The organism is Parabacteroides sp. AF18-52 (assembly GCF_003479145.1).
GTDB lineage: Bacteria > Bacteroidota > Bacteroidia > Bacteroidales > Tannerellaceae > Parabacteroides > Parabacteroides faecis.
The window spans coordinates 844,985-866,593 of the sequence record NZ_QUGR01000001.1 but is presented as its reverse complement, the minus strand read 5'-3'; the positions used below and the strand labels follow the sequence as shown (position 1 = coordinate 866,593).

At 39.6% G+C, this 21,609-nt stretch carries 11 protein-coding genes; all 11 read left to right on the top strand.

Going from position 1 to position 21,609, the window contains the following annotated elements:
* Window positions 1-185 precede the first annotated feature (185 nt).
* The 11 genes from DWX23_RS03620 to DWX23_RS03570 all read left to right on the top strand — a co-directional run bounded on the left by DWX23_RS03620 (window position 186) and on the right by DWX23_RS03570 (window position 21,553).
* Window positions 186-1,199 (top strand): LacI family DNA-binding transcriptional regulator, encoded by a 1,014-nt coding sequence (locus tag DWX23_RS03620; RefSeq protein WP_122373428.1) that lies wholly within the window; start codon window positions 186-188, stop codon window positions 1,197-1,199.
* Between the two features lie 54 nt (window positions 1,200-1,253).
* The gene (locus DWX23_RS03615) at window positions 1,254-3,896 is read left to right on the top strand and encodes a family 78 glycoside hydrolase catalytic domain (protein WP_122373427.1); all 2,643 of its coding nucleotides are present in this window, start codon (window positions 1,254-1,256) and stop codon (window positions 3,894-3,896) included.
* Window positions 3,897-3,917: 21 nt separating this feature from the next.
* Window positions 3,918-6,320 (top strand): glycoside hydrolase family 2 protein, encoded by a 2,403-nt coding sequence (locus tag DWX23_RS03610; RefSeq protein WP_122373426.1) that lies wholly within the window; start codon window positions 3,918-3,920, stop codon window positions 6,318-6,320.
* A gap of 5 nt (window positions 6,321-6,325) precedes the next feature.
* Complete coding sequence (locus tag DWX23_RS03605; RefSeq protein WP_122373502.1) at window positions 6,326-7,285, top strand: ROK family protein; 960 nt, start codon at window positions 6,326-6,328, stop codon at window positions 7,283-7,285.
* 14 nt (window positions 7,286-7,299) lie between these two features.
* Entirely contained in the window at window positions 7,300-7,878 is a 579-nt protein-coding gene (locus DWX23_RS03600) for an SIS domain-containing protein (protein WP_122373425.1), read from the top strand.
* Window positions 7,879-7,900: 22 nt separating this feature from the next.
* Window positions 7,901-9,058, top strand: a complete 1,158-nt coding sequence (locus tag DWX23_RS03595) for a sugar MFS transporter (protein WP_233587483.1) — start codon at window positions 7,901-7,903, stop codon at window positions 9,056-9,058.
* A 208-nt stretch (window positions 9,059-9,266) separates the two neighbouring features.
* Window positions 9,267-12,395, top strand: coding sequence for a TonB-dependent receptor (locus DWX23_RS03590; RefSeq protein WP_122373424.1), 3,129 nt, complete (start codon window positions 9,267-9,269; stop codon window positions 12,393-12,395).
* Between the two features lie 11 nt (window positions 12,396-12,406).
* Window positions 12,407-14,272: a RagB/SusD family nutrient uptake outer membrane protein gene (locus tag DWX23_RS03585; protein ID WP_122373423.1), complete on the top strand. Its 1,866-nt coding sequence runs from the start codon at window positions 12,407-12,409 to the stop codon at window positions 14,270-14,272.
* 231 nt (window positions 14,273-14,503) lie between these two features.
* The gene (locus tag DWX23_RS03580; RefSeq protein ID WP_122373422.1) at window positions 14,504-16,630 is read left to right on the top strand and encodes a glycoside hydrolase family 36 protein; all 2,127 of its coding nucleotides are present in this window, start codon (window positions 14,504-14,506) and stop codon (window positions 16,628-16,630) included.
* Entirely contained in the window at window positions 16,627-20,103 is a 3,477-nt protein-coding gene (locus DWX23_RS03575; RefSeq protein ID WP_122373421.1) for an alpha-galactosidase, read from the top strand. Before DWX23_RS03580 ends, DWX23_RS03575 begins: the two co-directional genes overlap by 4 nt.
* A 130-nt stretch (window positions 20,104-20,233) precedes the next feature.
* Window positions 20,234-21,553, top strand: coding sequence for an acetylxylan esterase (locus DWX23_RS03570; protein ID WP_122373420.1), 1,320 nt, complete (start codon window positions 20,234-20,236; stop codon window positions 21,551-21,553).
* Window positions 21,554-21,609: the final 56 nt, after the last annotated feature.

Genomic DNA, 21,609 nt, shown 5'->3' with positions numbered 1-21,609 from the left:
TGTCTTTTCAGATGTGAACCTTTTTTTCTTCTGTTTATGGAGCTTATTTATGAGCCCTTTTAGATGGGATTAATCTTATCTTATAAACAAATGAATCAGATTAAATAAAATTAACTTCACTATTCTTTGTTTTTTGAAACAAGTTAATATATTTGCATCACTTAACCGATTAAACGGTATGTATCATGAGAACATCACTTAAAGACATAGCAGAAAAATTGAAATTGTCGAAAGCGACGATTTCATGGACTCTTTCTGGAAAGGGTGATGAGAAGGGTATAAGCTTAGCCACGCAAGAAAAAGTTTTTCAGTGTGCTAAAGAATTGAATTACCAACCTAATTTGTTAGCCAGAAGTCTACATAGAGGATATTCTAAAACTATCGGTTTGATTATTCCTGATATTACAGACTCTTTTTATTCCAAAATAGCTTGTGTTATAGAAAAAGAAGCAGATGAGCAAGGCTATTCGGTTATGATAGGTAACTCTGAATCTAAAATTGAAAAAGAAAATAAACTGATCCGTCTTTTTAAAGCTAAACAGGTGGATGGTATTATATTGGCACCGACGAAAGTTTCAAAAAGTGAAATAGAAACTTTAGTCGATGAATCTTTTCCGTTAGTTCTGTTTGACCGTTATTTTCCACAGATTGATACAAATTACGTCATTATTGATAATGAGGAAAGTAGTTATCAATTAGTGCGGAAAATGATTGTGGACGGTGCTCGTAAAATAGCTATAATTACAACGAACTCCTATCTGCGGACAATGAATATGAGGCGGGAAGGCTACGCCAGGGCTTTAATGGAGATGGATTTTCCTGTCGAACCCGAACTCTATGGAGAAGTTCCTTTTGTAGATTATGAGCATAACATCGATAAGACATTAGATACGATATTTCATGATGTACCGGATGTGGATGGCTTTTTCTTTTCGACCCATATATTGGCTATTGAAGCTTTTCGCTATTTTTATGACAAGGGTATCGATTTGAAAAAATATGAATTAGCTTGTATCCATAGTATTCCTTCTTTTCGGGCACTGGCTCCTAAAATAAATATAGCATTCATGCCTATTGATGAAATTGGAGAGAATGCTGTGAGGATTTTATTGAAATCAATAGAGAGCCATCAGGAGCAGTCCAAAGAGAAGAAGAAAGTGGAAACAGTGGTTTTGCATTGTAAAATTTCAACTCTATAATACTATTGATATTTTTTTATTTATTTGTTTAACCGATTAAGTAAAGTATTTATTATGAAAATGAATATGAAATACGGAATTTATACTATTGTATTAGGAACCTTTTTACTGTGTGCATGTAAAAATAATAAGGTTGAAATTACCGGGATGTATTGTGAATATTCGGTAAATCCTATTTGCGTAGATAGTCCACATCCACGGTTTATCTGGAATTATTATTCAGAGGCTGGTTTTGATCAAGAAGGATACTGCTTATATATATATGTTGACAAGCAATCTCTGAATGGTTTAACTAGAGATGATCTGTTTAATTGGAATTCAGGCCTTATAAATACAGAGGAATCTTTCGGCAAATATACGGGAAATGATAAATTATTATCACACACTAAGTACTATTGGCAAGTCAAGGCTTTTGATAAGAACGGGAATACAGTAATATCTCCTGTAGATAGCTTCGAAACGGCTAAAATGAATCAGAAAGAATGGTTGGGTAACTGGATTACCGATGGTCATGATAAAGATTTTGATCCGGCTCCTATGCTGCGAAAATCATTTGTTGTCAATAATAAGGAAGTTATACAGGCAAGATTATTTATGAGTGCTGCTGCTTATTGTAAGATGGAAATTAATGGAAGTCCGGTATCTGCCTCTTTGTTAAATCCAGGCTATACACATTATGACAAAAGGAATTTATACAGTGTATTTGATGTAACTTCGTTGTTGGGAACTGGGGAAAATGTCTTGTCTGCTGTGCTGGGTAATGGTTTCTATAATGAAATAGCACCAGTTGCCACATGGGATTTTGAAAAAGCACGCTGGCGAAACCGGGCACGGATGATTTGCGAGTTACATATTAAATATGCTGACGGCACTTCTCAAATAGTAAACTCTGATGAATCCTGGAAGACAGCAACAGGTCCGTATACCCAGAATAATATTTATGGAGGGGATATATACGATGCTCGTTTGGAAATAAACGGGTGGGAGAAACCCGGATTTGATGATTCGTCATGGAGTAATGCCAGACATGTAACGGCTCCTTCATCGTTGTTGGTTGCTCAAACGATGCCGGCCATTGAGGTAGAACGTGAAATAGATGCAGTTTCCATGAAAAATTTCGGAGACAGTATATATGTATATGATTTCGGAATTAATATGACTGGTTTTTGTCGTCTTTCAGTGAATGGAGAAAAAGGAACGAAAATAACATTGAGGCATGCTGAGATACAGAAAGCTGACGGGCATATTGAAACAGGAAATATAGATGTATATTACAAGTCTCAGCCAGATGTGCCTTTTCAAACTGATATTTATATCTTAAATGGCGGAGACGAAGTGCTGAGTCCGAATTTTACTTACCATGGATTTCAATATGTAGAAGTAAAAGCTGATCGCCCTGTTAAATTGACTCAAGGAAGTTTAAAAGCCTTATTCTTTCACACTGCGGTACCACCTGTCGGAAGATTTAGTTGTTCCAATGATCTTCTCAATAAAATTTGGCAAGCGACTAATCAGTCTTATCTGTCTAACTTGATGAGTATTCCGACAGATTGTCCTCAACGTGAGAAGAATGGCTGGACGGCAGATGCACATATTTGTATGGATTTGGGATTACTAAATTTCAATGGGATCACTTTTTATGAAAAGTGGGTCGATGATATCGTGGATAATCAGAATGAGGAAGGACGAATCTCGGGAATTATTCCTAGTTCAGGATGGGGATATGATGATTGGATAGGACCTGTATGGGATGCCGCAATGTTTATTGTCCCGATGGCTATTTATAATTATTATGGTGATACAAAGTCAATTGAAACGATATGGCCTGTATGCGAGAAATATCTTGCCTATTTGGCGGCGCGTGAAGATTCGGATGGAACTGTAACCTATGGCATTGGGGACTGGGTATTTTATGATACGCAAACCCCTACAGATTATACGACAACCTGTTATTATTATTTGGACAATTTGTATATGTCTCGTTTTGCTCGACTGATAGGAAAAGACGGTACCGTTTATGCACAAAAAGCAGATTCGCTTAAAGCATTTATTAATAGCCGCTATCTTGACAAGGAAAAAGGTTTATATGCCAATGGCTCACAGGCAGCACAGGGAGTTGCCCTGTTTTTAGAAATAGTACCGGCTGAATATGAACAGAAAGTGGCAGATAACCTGAGTCGCATAATAACAAATAACCATAATCATCTTGATTTTGGTATGTTGGGAAGTAAAACCGTATTACGTATGCTTGCTAAATATGGTTATGCCGATCAGGCGTATGAGCTGGCTATTCAGGAAGATGTTCCTTCATGGGGTAATTGGATAAAGAGGGGATTGACTACTTTACCCGAAACCTGGAATCTTTCGCCTACTTTTAAAGATGCATCACTGAATCATGTATTTCTTGGAGATATTTCCGCATGGATGTATAATGTATTGGCAGGGATCAACTATGATGAAAAATCTCCGGGATTCAGGCATATTCTGTTTCAACCTCATTTTGTGAAAGGTTTGGATTGGGTCAAAGCAGAATATCATTCTATTAAAGGATTGATATGCTCTGAATGGGAACGTTCTGGTAATGAAATCTTATTAAAAGTTGCGGTTCCGGCTAACACGACTGCAACGGTAAAAGCTGAGGGACAGAATGTGGAGCTGACAGCAGGAGAACATCAATTAAAATTCATATGTGAATAATATTATTAAAAAGGAGGTAATATGAATAAACAGCTTATTTGCATTTTTGCAGTGTTCCTTTCGTTTATAAGCCTGGAAGTTTCAGCGAGTTCTGATGATGGTATAATCTCTCTTAACGGGAAGTGGGAACTGTCATATTGGAAGCAACCGGAGCAACCGGTATTGTCCCCTGACGGAATGAAACAGATGGAAGTAAAGACTATTACTGCCACTGTTCCCGGGAATGTAGAATTAGACTTGCTTTCTGCCGGTCTAATCGATAATCCTATGATAGGAAATAATGTAAATGAATTGCGCAAATGGGAAGAATTTCAATGGTGCTATTCGAAATCTTTCACTTCTCCGAAGCTAGAAAAAGGCCAACGCCTTCAATTGTTTTTTGGTGGAATAGATTGTCTGGCTGATATTTGGTTAAATGGCAAACGTATAGGAAAGCCTGAAAATATGTTGATCGAACATTCATTTGATGTAACAAATGAAATTAAGCAAGGAGAGAATAACCTGCTGCAAGTCATTATTCGTTCTTCCGTTATTGAAGGGCAAAATTATTTCTTAGGCTCTTTTAGTATTGGTAATTTCCCATCGGAAGAATCTACATTTATTCGTAAAGCTCCTCATGCTTATGGTTGGGATATATTGCCTAGGTTGGTCAGTGCTGGTCTGTGGCGTGATGTGGAATTACGTGTATTAGAACAAGCACGATTTAAAGATGTACATTATATGGTGGCTAATTTGGATACGGCACAACGTAATGTCCGTTTGTATATTGATGCTCAATTGAAACTTCCTTTTGAGAAATTTGATAAAGTGAAAGCTGTATATACTTTAAATCGAAATGGAAAAGAGGCCTATAAAGGAACTACCGCTGTGGTTTCACCAGCATTCCGTTATATAATGGAATTGAAGAATGCTGATTTATGGTGGCCGAGAGGATACGGTGAACCTGCGTTGTATGAAGCAAAGGTGGAATTAGTGGATGAAGATGGTTCCGTTTTGGCGACTGATACCAAACGTATTGGTTTAAGGACTGTACAGTTGGAGAGGACAGATATTAATTTGCCGGATGATCCAGGAAAGTTTTGTTTTATAGTAAACGGAGAACGTATTTTTATTCATGGTACTAATTGGGTCCCGTTGGATGCTTTGCACAGCCGGGATAATTCGTTGGTTGATGAAGCGATAGAGATGGCGGTTGATCTGAATTGTAATATGATCCGATGCTGGGGAGGAAGCGTTTATGAAGATCATCATTTCTTTGATTTATGCGATGAAAATGGAATTTTGATTTGGCAGGATTTTGCGATGGGATGTACTTTTTATCCACAGCGCTCTTCCTTTACCCGGAATATAGAAGAAGAGGTGATATCAGTTGTCTGTAAATTACGTAATCATCCGTCTGTTGCTTTATGGTCAGGTAACAATGAAGATGATATAGCTTTGCGTTGGTCTTTATTACCTTTTAATCTGGATCCGAACCGTGATGTAGTAACGCGCCAGGTCATTCCTTCGGTTCTTTATGAGTTCGATCCGACAAGGCCTTATCTTCCCAGTTCTCCTTATATCAGTGAGGCTGTCTATCAAAAAGGTTGTGATGAAAAGTATTGGCCGGAAAATCATCTTTGGGGACCGAGGGGATATTACAAAGATCCATTCTACATAGATGCACAATGTGCTTTTGTCAGTGAAATAGGCTATCATGGTTGTCCTAATCTGGAAAGTTTGAAAAAGATGATGACAGAAGATTGTGTATATCCTTGGGTAAAGGATCATGAGTGGAATGATGAATGGGTGACCAAGTCTGTCAGACGTTTTCCTGTTTGGGGAAAGACATTTGATAGGAATAATTTGATGATTAATCAGGTCCGTTTATTATTTGGTGAAGTCCCGTCAAAACTTGAAGATTTCATTTTTGCATCGCAATCTGTACAGGCAGAAGCAATGAAATACTTTATTGAGATGTGGCGTGGCAATAAATTCAATAAAACCGGGATTATCTGGTGGAATTTGAGAGATGGATGGCCTTTGATTTCTGATGCGATAGTGGATTATTATAATTCAAAGAAAATGGCTTATTACTATATCAGGAATGTTCAGAAAGACGTTTGTATTTTTATGAATGATGCCAGAGATGGTAATCATCCGCTTGTTGCTGTCAATGACACTCGCCATGCTAGCGAGGGAGATGTGAAAGTGACAGATGTAGCATCGGGCAAACAAATTTTTGAAGGAAAGTTCTATGTACCAGCTAATGGTAGAGTGCAGATCTCATCGCTACCCGAACAAAAGGGACAGGGTATTTTATTAATTCGTTATAAAGTGGGGAATCAGGAATTTACCAATCACTATTTATACGGTGAACCTCCCTTTAAGCTGAAGGAATATAAGCAGTTATTGCAGAAAACTAATTTATATACTGTAAAATGATGGAGATAGAAAGTAATTTGCTGGGAATAGACATTGGCGGAACCAAATGTGCGGTTATCTATGGTGTTCAAAAGAATGAAAATTTGATGCTTGTAGATAAAAAAAGATTTGCAACAACAAATGTGGATGAAACTATTGAAACTATTTTGTCCGGGATTGAAGAGATAATGAAAATTCATGGTCTTACCTCTTTAAATACGAAGGCAATAGGTATTTCATGCGGTGGTCCTCTTGATAGCCATAAAGGAGTTATTTTATCACCTCCTAATTTACCGGGCTGGGATAATATACCGATTGTGTCTATTGTAGAAAAGAGAGTAGGGATAAAAGCCACGCTTCAGAATGATGCTAATGCTTGTGCATTAGCGGAATGGAAGCTCGGTGCAGGAAAAGGAACGAAGAACATGGTGTTCCTTACATTTGGAACTGGCTTAGGAGCGGGGTTAATATTGAATGGCATGCTTTATTCAGGCACGAATGATAATGCTGGTGAACTAGGGCATATCCGTATGGCAGAATTCGGACCGGTGGGTTATGGAAAAAGGGGATCTCTGGAAGGTTTTGCCAGTGGAGGAGGCATCGCCCAGTTGGCAAAGATGTTTATTTCGGAAAAACTCCAGAAAGGGGAAAAGGTCCCTTGGTGTACTTTACAAGAGTTGGATCAAGTGACTGCCCAAAAAGTTGCAGAAGAGGCTATTAAGGGAGATGAATTAGCCCGGAGTATTTATGAAACGTCTGCTATTTATTTGGGAAAAGGATTATCTATTGTCATCGATCTGTTAAATCCGGAAGTGATAGTCGTAGGAGGAATTTATTCCCGTAACAGGGAAATGATGGAATCTGTAGTGCAAAAGATCATAAAAAGGGAAGCATTATCTAATTCAAGTCGTGTTTGTATCATTAAACCGGCTGCTTTAGAAGAGCACATCGGCGATTATGCAGCTCTTTCAATTGTATTTACTTAACCGATTAAATAGTTATGAAAGAGATTATTCGAGATAGTTTGAGGGAAACCCGATCCATATTGGAAACCTTTATAAATAATGAGGCGAATGTTGAGAGTATTTATAAAGCAGCAGATATATGTGCTGAAGCATTACAAACAGGGCATAAGATCATTAGTTGTGGAAACGGAGGTTCTTTATGTGATGCTACCCATTTTGCCGAAGAGTTAACAGGTCGTTTCCGGAATGATCGTCGTCCTTTACCGGCATTGGCAATCAATGATCCGGCATATATGACTTGTGTAGGGAATGATTTTTCATTTGATGAGATTTTTTCCCGTTATGTGGATGCTATGGGAAAGGAGGGAGATGTGCTACTGGCAATAAGTACAAGCGGACACTCCAGGAATATTATAAGTGCGGTAGATCAGGCACATATAAATAGGATGAAAGTGATAGTTCTTACATCTTTGGGGAAAAATGAATTGATTGAGAAAGCTGATGTGGCAATCAGTACTCCAAGTGCAGCGCATTCTGACCGGATACAGGAAATTCATATAAAGGTGATTCATATTCTTATTCAGGTCATAGAAGAGATTTTGAAAGTTAGTTAATCTTAAATAAGCAGTAAAGATTATGAAAAAGGACAATTTGAAATACAGTATTTATTCCGTTATGTTTGGGTTCTTCATTATGGGATTCGTAGACATTATTGGAATTGCTACAAGTTATGTCAAAAATGATTTTAGCGAATTGACTGATTCCAGGGTTAATCTTATTTCATTCTTTTGTTTTCTGTGGTTTTTGATCTTATCCGTACCGACAGGTCTGTTGATGAATAAAATCGGACGGAAAAAGACCGTGTTATTGAGTTTTCTGATAACGACATTAGCGATGTGTTTTCCACTGATCAATTATAGCTTTATATCAATAATAATAGCATTTGCTTTGATTGGAATAGGGAATACCATTTTACAAGCTTCATTAAATCCTTTGGTAACAGATGTTGTTACAAGTGAACGGCTTACAGGCAGTCTTACTCTGGGACAATTTATTAAAGCAGTCAGTTCTTTCTTAGGCCCGTTATTAACAGCCGGTATTGTCGGAAGTTTTTTAGGATGGAAAATGATTTTTCCGATTTATGCATTTATGTCTTTGTTAGCATTGATCTGGCTCTTACTGACACCTGTAAAAGAGAAAAAACTGGAACAGAAAAATATCTCTGTTAAAGTTACATTCGATTTATTGAAGGATAAATATATTGCGGCATTCTTTATTGGCATATTGGTATTGGTCGGTATTGATGTGAGTATTAATATGACTTTCCCTAAATATCTGATGGAACGTTGTGGTTTATCGTTAGCAGATGCGGGGATGGGGAATAGTGTTTATTTCTTTTTCAGAACAATCAGTGCTTTTGTCGGTGGTATTTTGTTAATGAGATATTCAGCAGGTAAATTTTTTATTTACAGTGTATGGATTGCGATCGCTGGCCTGATATTAATGGCTTTAGGAACTAATCTATGGTTTATTCTGGGATGTGTTGCCGTATTTGGAATAGGATATGCTAATTTGTTTTCGATTCTGTTTTCTTTTTCATTGAAGAGAGTACCTGAAAAAGCAAATGAAGTGTCTGCATTACTTATTTCCGGTGTATTTGGGGGAGCAATATTACCACCTATTATCGGAATGGCAACGGATATTACCCATACCCAGGTTACTGCAATAATTATACTGGTAATAGTTTGGTGTTATTTGATAGGACTTATCCGGAAAGTAAAATCGTTTTTATAACATCAAATAGTCAGGATTTGTAATAATATGTCTAACAATTTTAGAAATAATGCCTATGGAAAATTGATAATAAATATGGAGAAAAAACTCTTCAGATAATATTTGTGATTGAATATAGTATATAGCGTTTTATAGCAGTATGTCTCGAAAGTATGAAAATACTTTGTTAAAGGAATTATAAACTTTTAAATTTAATTATTTACAGATTATGAAAAATACATATTCCGTAATGGCATTTTGTATACTAGCCGTTTTTTCATTATGTGCTAATGCGCGGAATGCTGAGCCCGATGTACTACCCGACATTAAGAAGGCAAGTAATAATTTAATTAGTCAGCAACAGGAGAATACAATTTCAGGAAAGGTTGTTGATGTGAATGGTGAACCGGTTATTGGTGCATCTGTAGTAGAAGCGGGGACGCCTACTAATGGCACAATAACAGATATAAATGGCGTATTTTCTTTATCAGTGAAGAAGAATGCTATGTTAGATATTTCTTATATAGGTTATGTCACTCAACAGGTACAAACAACTCCTGGGAAAATGCTGACTGTCACACTAGAGGAAAATATAAAAGCACTGGATGAAGTTGTGGTAATCGGATACGGACAACAAAGGGTTGCTACGGTAACAGGTTCTGTATCTCAAATAAAGACGGAGAAAATAGCTGTAGCTCCTGTTGCCAATGTCAGTAATATGTTGGCCGGACAACTTCCAGGTTTGGTTAGTAAACAGACCTCCGGTCTTCCGGGGCTTGACGATGCCAGCTTGAATATACGTGGTTTTGATGCCCCGTTAATCATAGTGGATGGAATGGAGACAAGTTTCAATAATATTGATGCCAATCAAATAGAGTCCATTTCTATTCTGAAAGACGGTGCAGCTTCCATATATGGAGCACGAGCCGGTAACGGAGTAATTTTGATCACGACAAAACGTGGTAAATCATCCAAACCGACTATCACAGTGAACAGTTCGTATACACTTCAGGGATCGACGAATGTAATGAAGTCCGGTAGTTCGGCTGAAAGAGCCCAATATTCCAGAGATACATGGATATATTCGGGGAACCCGGCTGAGACTGCTCCTTACACAGAGGAAGAAATTCAGAAATATAAGGATGGTACAGATCCTAAGTATCTGAATACTGACTGGTATGCAGCTTCTATCCGGAAATTTGCACCTCAGCAGAATCATAATGTATCTATATCCGGTGGTAATGAAAAGATGAAATATTATGGCTATTTTGGTTATAATACGCAGGAAACCATTTTGAAGAAGAATGGAGGGCATTATGACCGTTATAACTTCCAGTCTAATGTCGATACAAAGATAACGGACCGCCTTTCAGCGACAATGGATTTAATGTATATCAAGGAACAGCGTTATTATACATCCGGTGCGGATATGATATCCAGTAATAATAATTTCTGGAATGATTTGATCTACAGGGCCAGCCCGATGTATCCTTTGGAATTGCCTGATCCTTCCAAACTGGCTTATGCTGAAGTAACGATGGGTAGTCCCGTTTTTGCAACGAACTCTGAATTGGCCGGTTATGTAGAGCGGATAAATAATATCACGCAGTTTAAAGGAGCGTTACAGTATGATTTCAAATATATTCCGGGATTAAAAGCCAAAGGAACTATTATTTACCGGAATGATTCGTACGATCAGAAAACCTTTAAAAAACAGGCTTCATTTTATACATATAATTCGGAAACAGATCAGTATACATTGGTACGCAATTCGCAGGACCCGACATCTTTGAATATGGGGGCCTCCAATAATACAAAATTAATTCAGCAGTATTCACTGAATTATGATGAGACTTTTGCAAAATCTCATCACATATCTGGTCTGTTCATGTTTGAATCAGTTGATGAAAAAAGCAAAAATCTAAACGCTTCGCGTACAGGTTTTGTATCAACGGCATTGGATGAGTTATTTGCCGGGAGTTCCACAACTGCTGCGAATAATTCATCGAGCTCGGCCGTGGGACGTGTAAGTTGGATCGGACGAATAAATTACAGTTATCTGGATCGTTATATGGTAGAAACTATTCTGAGAGCCGATGCTTCTTCAAGGTTTGCCAAGGGGCATAGATGGGGATATTTTCCCAGTGTGTCTTTGGGTTGGAATATGGCAGAAGAAACTTTTATGAAGCAACTGAATTTTGTTGACAATCTGAAGATACGATTAAGTTATGGTGAATCTGGATATGACGCAGTAGCTAATTTTGCTTATTTGACCGGATATACATTTGATTCGAGTTATACGTTGGGTTCTAATTTGATTTCAGGGTTAACACCGTCTGGATTACCCAATATAAATCTGACCTGGGAGAGAATGAAAATTTATAATGCCGGTGTCGATTATTCATTGTGGAACCGTAAACTTTACGGGGATGCAGAGTTCTTTTACCGTAAACGTAGTGGAATTCCGGGAACCCGCTCAAGTTCTTTACCATCTTCTTTCGGAGCTGCATTACCTACGGAAAACCTGAATAGTATCAATACGAAAGGATTTGAATTAAGACTCGGTACGACTGGTAATATAGGAAGTGTTGCATATGATATTTCAGGTAATGTTTCTTATTCCAGATCCAAATGGAACTATTATGATGAGCCGGAATATACGGATCCTGATCAGGAAAGATTATATAAGAACAGTGGAAGATATACGGATCGCCGGTACGGATATGTTTTCGACGGATTGTTCACAAGTCAGGAGGAGATAAATGCATGGAACTGCACTTTCGAAGATTTGAACAACGACAATTCTTCTTTACGTCCCGGAGATGCCAAATATAAGGATTTAAATGGCGACGGAGTGATCAACTGGCGTGACCAGAAAGAAATAGGTAAAGGTGCGACTCCTCATTGGATGTTTGGATTCAATTTGAATCTGAAATACAGAAACTTTGACTTGTCAGCCCTTTTCCAGGGAGCATCCGGCTACACAACGTTTGTGACTTATCTGGCGGAAACATCTTTCCGTTATCAGAATACGTGGAATGACAGGACAAACGATCCTGATGCTTTGATCGCACGGCCGGGAGGTTCGTCTACCAATGGTTTCTATTCGGATCACAACAACCATAATACAACTTATCTGCGTTTGAAGAACATGACATTCGGATACGAGATCCCTACTGAATTGTTGTCAAAAATAAGAGTCAGCAAATTGAGAATCTATTTTGCAGGAACGAATCTTTTTACAATAAATTCACTGCACAAATATGGAGTTGACCCTGAAATGCCGGAAAATTATGGAGCCGGTACTTATTATCCTCAGCAATATACGATGAGCATAGGTTGTAATCTTATTTTTTAACATGTACAATTATGAAAACGAAATTAAATATAGCAATAGTCGCTTTGGCTGCGACAATGACGTCGTGTTATGATGTATTGGACAAAGTTCCGACCGATCGGTATACGGATGCTGTAGTATGGAATGATCCTGCATTACTTGATATGTATCTGGCAGAGCTTTATGCTTGTACGCCGGTGATGATTAATGATGCGACATGTTTATATGACAGTTCGCCTATGAATCGTGATGGTAATGATTGGGGAACCGTTATGGGATACAGTGAGCAGATGGAAGGTACTGTCAGAATGCTCGAAATTACAGATGAGGCAAAGTATAATTTCGGGGCACAAGCTCATATGCTCGATATAAAAGATAACGGATTTCAGGTAAACTCTACTCAGATGCAGTGGTGGGGAAATGCTTATTATACCATTCGGAATTTGAATGACTTTATTGAGCGTGCAGCTGAGTCCTCTATTTCGAATGTGAATGAGCGAATTGCTGAAGCTCGTTTTTTAAGGGCATTTTGTTATTTTGCAATGGTAAAACGTTATGGAGGAGTACCTTTGATTACTGAGGTCCAGTCTATCGATGCGGATTCTACTGCATTGTATCCGAAACGTAATACGGAAAAAGAATTGTACGACTTCATCCTGAAAGAGACAGATGAAATATCTGAAATCCTTCCTTCTGCTACGGATGCGGGGCGTGCCAATAAATGGGCTGCATTAGCTCTTCGAAGCAGAGCTGCATTATACGCAGGAAGCATCGCTCAATTTGGTTCGGTACAACTGGACGGATTATTGGGTTTTCCTAATGGAGAGGCTTCACAGTATTATCAGATTTGTTATGATGCCAGTAAGAAGATCATGACTGAAAGCCCGTATGCCCTTTATAATGCGGATGCAGATAAAGTGGAGAACTTTAAGAATATATTTTTGAAAAAAGGTAATTGTGAAGCAATTATGGTAAAGCAACATACCGGTCCAAGTGCTTCGGATGGCGGAAAGAACAGATGGTCATGGGATATGACGGAATGTCCTCGTCCGAATGTCTGGGGTGTCGGTAACTATCATGGTCCTTATCTGGATATGGCGGAAGAATTCGAATATATAGACGGCACTCCTGGTAAGATTGACCGGGCATATGCAAAAAACCGTCTGTGGACGATGGAGGAATTATGGGGGAATAAAGATCCCCGGTTCGCTGCTTCTATCTGGACGAATGGAACCTCATGGCCGGATGCTGTAGGTGGTGTATTGGGTGAGAATACAATAGACATGCATAATGGCATCATTTCGAAAGATGGAACACTGATCGACGGGCGTTATGATTCCTACGAGGGTGTTGCTGCAATCGGAGATCAGCTGACACGTTTTAAAGAGCTTAGCTGTACTAATACAGGGTTCGGTGTAATGAAATACCTTGATCCAACGGCAAATAATATGAACTGGTTCAGTGAGTCGACAACCGATTATCTGATTTTCCGCTTCGGTGAGGTTTTATTGAATTATGCGGAAGCAGCGTTTGAACTGGGTAGAACCGGTGATGCGTTGGACGCTGTCAATCAGATTCGTGAACGTGCTGGAATTGCCAAATTAACTTCTATCGACCGGGAAAAGATACATCATGAAAGAAAAGTAGAATTAGTTTTCGAGAACCATCGTTATTGGGACTTAAGACGTTGGAGAACTGCCGTTACAGCTCTTACACGTACATATTCCGGTTTACGGTATATCTATGATGCAGCCAGTGGAAAGTATCGTTTGGATTTTGTCGATGATATCGACGGAAGACCGCAAACACCGACTTTCCCTGAAAAGAATTATTATTTGCCTATCGGGCATGGCCGTACTTCTGCTAATCCGAATTTGGTGGAGAATCCGGGGTATTAATGATTTGATCTACCAGTGGCCACTATTAAAAAGTGGTCACTGGTATTGCTGTAGTTTCAAATGGAATATGTGTTTCATTAGAATGAAACAATAGTTTCACCTTAGAGAAACAACTGTTTCATAGGGATGAAATAATTGGACAAATAGTACAACAGAGCATCTGATAAAGATAAGGAATAGAAATAATACAGGTGTTTTGACTCTGCAGAATAGTAACTTAATTATAATAAAATGGAGAACAGGCAATTCAAGTTAAAAGGTATAGCATATAGTTGGAAAATATTGCTGTCATTATTACTGATATATACAGGTTGTTTTAGTGTAGTGGGGCAAACTACTGTCAGAATGTCGAAGCACTTACCCGGTATAGAGCAATGGATCGAAGAGCACTTTGCCGAAGGGAAAATACCTCCTTTTTCTTTCGTTTATGATGGACAGCCGTCAGAGAGCTTTATTGAACAATGGAAGTATTCGGCAGAGAAACTGACTGTAGACGAACCGGATGTAGTCGAATACATATTCACATATATAAATCCGACTAATGGATTATCAGTCATATGTAATGTGAAAGGATATTCGGATTATCATGGCGTGGAATGGGTTCTGAACTTCACGAATAAAAGTCCGGAAAATTCACGGGAGATAACAGATGTAAATGTATGTGATTTATCCATACAATATCCTGCGGAAGGGGCTTTTCACCTTCACTATTCAGATGGCAGTCATATTTCCAAATACGATTTCCATCCCCGCTCCATAGAATTGGTTACAGGCGAAATGAAACGAATGAGTCCGGAAGGAGGACGTTCTTCCCAGGGAGATTATTTGCCGTTTTTTAATATAGAGTCACCGGCAAGTCAGGGAGTGGTTATGAGTGTCGGATGGACCGGAACCTGGCAGGCAAATATTTCTGCGAAGGATAAGAATACAGTGGCTATGGCCGCCGGTATGAAGAGAATGAATTTATATTTATATCCGGATGAAAGTATCCGTACTCCGAGTGTCAGTCTCATGTTTTGGAAAAGTAAAGACCGGATGGATGGACATAATCAGTTCAGACGTTTTATTTTGGCACATAACAGCCGGAAGATCAATGGAAAATTGGCTGAATATCCACTATCCAGCGGATTTAATTACCGGGATCCTTCTCCTTGCGGGGAATATTCCTGCATTACGAGTGATTACGCGATAGCTATGGTTAAGAGATATATCCAGTTTGGACTGAAACCGGAAGTGTTTTGGTTGGATGCGGGCTGGCATACGGATGCGTCTGATTTTGAACATGGAAAATCGTGGGCTAATACGACAGGAAACTGGACTATCGATACCCTGCGTTTTCCGAAAGGTTTACGACCTGTAGCAGATATGATACATCAGGTCGGGACTAAATTTATGGTTTGGTTTGAACCTGAACGGGTTGTAAGAGGAACCCAATGGGCCGTGGAATACCCTGAATGGATGCTTGAAAAAACGATGCAGGGAGATCCGAACCGGGAAGATAATACCTGGCTTTTATTTGATTTAGGAAATCCGGAGGCTTGTGAATGGTTATCGAAGTATATCGGTGATATGCTTGAAAAGAATGGCATAGATTATTACCGGCAAGATTGCAATATAGAACCGGCTGATTATTGGGAAGCAAACGATGAACCCGGACGTATCGGTATGAAAGAGATCCGGTATGTAGAAGGTCTGTATCGTTTCTGGGATTATTTGTTGGAACGTTTCCCAAATCTTCTGATCGACAATTGTGCTAGCGGTGGACGGAGAATCGATTGGGAGACTACGGGCAGAAGCGCACCTTTATGGAGGAGTGATTATTATCATTATTATGATACGGACGGACTGCAGAACCAGACGTACGGACTTGAATTTTTCTTACCTATACATGGTACGGGAAGCCTTAATACGGATAAGTATTCTTTCCGTTCCAGCATGAGTTCCGCCCTTATCTATAATTGGAAAGTAACAAATACCCAGGCATCCATACCGGAAATGCAACAATGCTTGAAAGAGTTCCATGAAATCCGGCCTTATTATTATGAAGATTATTATCCATTGACAGGAACGGGAGATATTACCCCTCTGAATATTTGGATAGCTTATCAGTTACACTGTCCGTCGGATGGCAGTGGAATCATTGTTGCTTTCAGGCGTCCTGAGTGCGGAGAGAATAGAATCAATGTGAACCTCCGGGGAGTAACTCCCAAAAAGGAATATAAAATTACAAATATGGATACCGGTAAAGTACTCAATATGTCAGGAAAGGAATTAACTGACGGATTGATGCTTGAGCTGGAGAACCCTCGCTCTTCCCTTTTATTGAAATATGAACCTGTTAATACTATAAAGAAATGAGAAAAAAATTATTTTATTTTGTGGTTGCCCTGATTATATATCCATATATATGTATAGGGCAAACAATTGCGTCGATGGATAGTCGGCCGACCGATGTGGAACATTGGATATCCTCGCATTTTGCACAAGGAACTGTTCCTCCTTTTTCATTCGAATACGGAGGAAAGCCATCCAAAGAATTTATCAAAGATTGGGCATATTCGGCTAAACCTCTGAAAAGCGACGATCAGCATGAAGTCAGATATTGCTATACATATCAGGACCCTGTAGGGGGGCTCAAGGTTGATTGTGATGTAAAAGGTTTTACAGACTCACAAGCTGTGGAATGGGTACTTCGTTTTACTAATACCGGATCCGGAAATACCCCAGAGATAGCGAATGTCTGTGTTTCCGATATCGTTTTCTGCTATGACCGGCCAGGCAACTTTCGTTTGCATTATGCGAATGGAAGTTTTCCGTCCAAAGCAGATTTCGCTCCTCGTCTGAAAGAATTGACTTCGGGCGAGAACCTGTATATGCGCCCTGATGGCGGGCGTTCTTCCCATACGGCTTTTCCTTTCTTTAATATAGAATCGCCATCCGGTCAGGGGGTGATGGTTGCAATAGGATGGACGGGGACCTGGTTTTCCAATGTGCGTTGCACAGATGCACAAAGTATTCAGCTTAAATCAGGAATAGAACGTTTGAAGGCATATCTTTATCCCAAAGAAACTATTCGTACATCGAGTGTCTGTCTATTATTCTGGCAAGGGAATAACCGTATGATCGGACATAACCAATTCCGTCGTTTCATATTAGCGCATCATACCCGTAAAGTAGATGGGAAACCAGCTCAATACCCGTTTTGTAAAGGATTTAATTATGGTGATCCGCCCCCGTGTAATGAATATACCTGTTTGACTGCCGATTATGCCATCGCATTGGTCAAAAGGTACAAACAATTTAAACTCCTGCCGGAAGTTTTCTGGCTCGACGCCGGTTGGTATGATCAGTCGGCAGATGTTGCCAATAATAAGAATTGGGCAAATACGGTTGGTAACTGGACGGTCGATTCCGTTCGTTTTCCGGAAGGGTTGAAGCCCATTGCTGACGAGATACATAAGGTAGGCTCTAAGTTTATGGTTTGGTTTGAGCCGGAAAGGGTTTATTATGGTTCTGCCTGGGCAATCGAACATCCCGAATATATGTTGGAAAGACCTGGTGCGGATGCTTGCCTCGTCAATTTGGGAAATCCGAAGGCTTGCCGGTGGATGAGTGAATATATCGGCGATTTTATAGAAGAGAATAACATCGATTATTACCGGCAGGATTTTAATATCGAACCGGCAGGTTTCTGGGAAGCAAATGATGAACCGGGACGGCAGGGTATATGCGAGATCAAATATATTGAAGGTTTATATGCTTTCTGGGATTATCTGCTGGAACGTTTTCCGAATTTACTGATCGATAATTGTGCCAGTGGCGGCCGTCGTCTGGATCTGGAAACGACTACCCGAAGTGCCCCTTTATGGAGGACGGACTACAGTTATGGAGAACCGGATGGTTATCAGTGCCATACATACGGATTGAATTTCTATCTGCCGTTGCATGGGACCGGCGCATGGGGAGTAGATAAATATACCTGCCGTTCCAGTTTAAGTTCTGCTGTAACGTTCAACTGGAAGATAACGGAAGCAGGCGTCTCTATTTATGATATGAGAGACAGACAAGCTGAGTTTGAAGAATTGCGTCCTTACTTTTTGGAAGACTACTATCCTTTGAGTGGTATAGATAATACAACCGCTGAAAATACATGGCTAGCTTATCAGTTGTACCGCAAATCGGATGACAGTGGTTATATCGTTGCTTTTCGCCGTAAAGAATGTCCGGATAAAGATTGCAGGGTTGAATTATCCGGAGTGAACCCGGATAAAACTTATTTACTCATCAATAAAGATACCGGCGATTCGATAAGAAAAACCGGAAAAGAGCTTTCCGAAGGTTTGACACTGACATTGAACGAACCTAGAAGCAGCATGATAATCAGATATCAAAGTGATCTGTCCGAACCAGTACATGATCTGGTTGTCGGGGAGAAGACAGATGCGGTATTACAGGCTATAGGTGCAGAATTTGATCCTCACTTCCTTTCTCAGAATGTAACCCGGAATGATGGAGCTAAAGAAAAGGATTGGAAGAATATCATAGAAAAGCGAATCAAGGATATGGACATTCATCGTCTCCGTGTAATGGTATTGCCGCAGTGGTATGAACCGGAGAATGATAATGACGACCCCGGTTTAATAAATTGGGATAAGTTTACATTCAACTCCCCGGAGATGCAATCACTATACCGTGAACTGGATTTGGCACAGCAGCAACAAATGGAAGTGACATTGACATTATGGGGTGCTCCCGACAAACATTTCCTGGCAGGCCGCAATAGTGGGAATTGGGTTGTTGCCCCTGAAAGCAACGAGGAGTGGAGTGAAAACTTTTCGGCACTAATCCAATATTTGATAAAAGAAAAGAAATATACCTGTATAAAAGAGATTACTCCGGTCAATGAACCGGATTGGTCGTTCCTGGTTAATGGAAAGAGGGCTTCTACTGCAAAATACATTGAAATGTGTAAGGCTTTGGACCGGCGTTTTAAAAAGGATGGAATACGTGAACTGGTCGATTTCAGCTTGTCGGATAATTCCGACGGAGGCATAGGTACGCATAAATACCTGGCAGCCTGTACCCGTGAGTTGGCGGATGTGGCGGATGTTTTTAACTCCCATACTTATATTTTCGGGTATGAAACACCAAATTCAACTATTCTGGATTGGGAAAGACAGAATTATGAATTATCCAAGTCGGCAGGAAAACCTCATTTTGTCGGAGAATTCGGAGGAAATCAATGTGTCGGAGCTGCCAGGCAGAAGGATATTAATTTATATGAACGTGGCGTGTTAATGGTACGTATAGCAATTAATTTATTGAATGCCGGTGCAAGTGGTGTCAGTTATTGGAGTTTGATAGATCAATATTATGGTAAAAATGACAGCTACGAGGGGATGCAGCAATTAGGATTATGGAAATATGTAAAGAATGCTTATGCGCAGGATACCTGTTATGAGAATATGACGGTAGACTATGAAGTTCGTCCTCAATATTTTGCCTATTCCCTGCTGACTCGTTTTATTCGTCCCGGAGCAGAAGTTTATCCGATATCGACCCCAGATGAATTTTATGCGGGTACTGCAATAAAAAATAAAGATGGGAAATGGGTGTATATATTTGCGAATGGTACAGCTCAGGAGAAAAAGATAAAAATCAGTAATAAGCATGTCGGTGCGAAAGGGACATATGAAGTTTATAAATATGCTCAGAATGCTTTGCCGAAAGGTGATAAGCAAATCTCACCGGAAAAACGGGCTATGAAAGGAGGAAATGAGTTCTTCTATACGTTGCCGACTAATTCTGTTATTCTTTTAAGAGAGAAGTAATAAAGTTTCAATGAAATGGTTCCGCAGTGGGAGGGCAGAATATATAAATTCTGCTCTCCTATCTCTTCTCGATACGAAACTTGTTTTCATAGATATTTATTGATCATAAATACTATTTATCATTTGTCGAATGAAACGAGATATCTTTTTTTCTTTTCTGCTTTTTATCGGTTACCTGTTTTCTCCGGTATCGGTTGTTCTCGCTCAGACAGTTCCCTCACCTTTACAGTTGGATATTGCGGTGGACAGAAATTGGATATTTGATCAAAAGCACCTTCCTCATTTTTCCCTGACACTGACATCTCCTGAATGTATTGATGGCTCTCTCCTTATAAATGTAACGACAGATTTTGGTGAAATTATTTCTTCACAAACAGAAAAATATACATTTGCAACCGATTCTCCGGTTTTAGACAGTCTTGGTTTTCGCAGCCATATATCATTTGAATTGAAAGACCTTATTCCCGGCTTTTATCATGTGACGATTCTTGCGGAAAAGGATACTCTTCGACAATTTTCATTTGGGTATGAACCGGAGATGATCCTGTCGGATCCGGATAAACCGGAAGGATTCGATCAGTTCTGGCAACAGACCTTGGCTGAGTTGGAAAGTGTGAAACCCGAATATAAAATGTCGCTTCTGAAAGAAGCCTCGACGTTAGAACGTCAGGTTTATGAAGTGGAAATGAAATCTTTGGAAGGTGAGACAATACGGGGGTATTGGGCAGCTCCTACAGATAAAGGCAAACATCCGGCTGTAGTTGTTTATCAGGGTTATGGAGCGACCACCTGGATTCCTGGTGAAAATGATTATCCCGGATGGTGTGTACTGGTCATTCCTCCTCGCGGACAAGGGCTCAACCTGCCGTATAATCGGTTTGGGGAATGGATGACTTACGGCCTTGATTCTCCGTTACGCTATTATTATCGGGGAGCATTTATGGATACGGTTCGGAGTATAGACTTTGTTTTTGAACAATCTGAATATGATGGAAAGAATCTTTTTGTGACAGGCATTTCCCAGGGGGGAGGATTATGCTTGGTTGCAGCATCGCTCGATAAACGTGTGACTGCGGCTGCCCCCATAGTTCCGTTTTTAGCAGATTATCCGGATTATTTCCGGATAGTTCCGTGGCCTGCCAGCTTAGTTTATGCAGAAGCCGGAAAACAAAATCTCACACAGGATGAGGTCTTGTCGGTAATGAGTTATTTCGATTTGAAGAACTTGACGGAACGTATCACCTGTCCTGTGTTGATGGGGTTCGGATTACAGGATGATATAACGCCGCCTCATACAAATTTTGCAGCCTATAATCAAATTCGTTCTCCCAAACGATGGATTTGTTATCCTCTGTCGGGACATTTGGCGGCATATGATCATATGGAGAATTGGATAGGAGAGAGCTGTCGGTTCTTCAAAAAAAGTTTACATTCATTTGCACGAAATTAGTTTCATGATAAAAGATGATAAAGCCGACTAATAGTTTTTTATTGTACAAATAATTT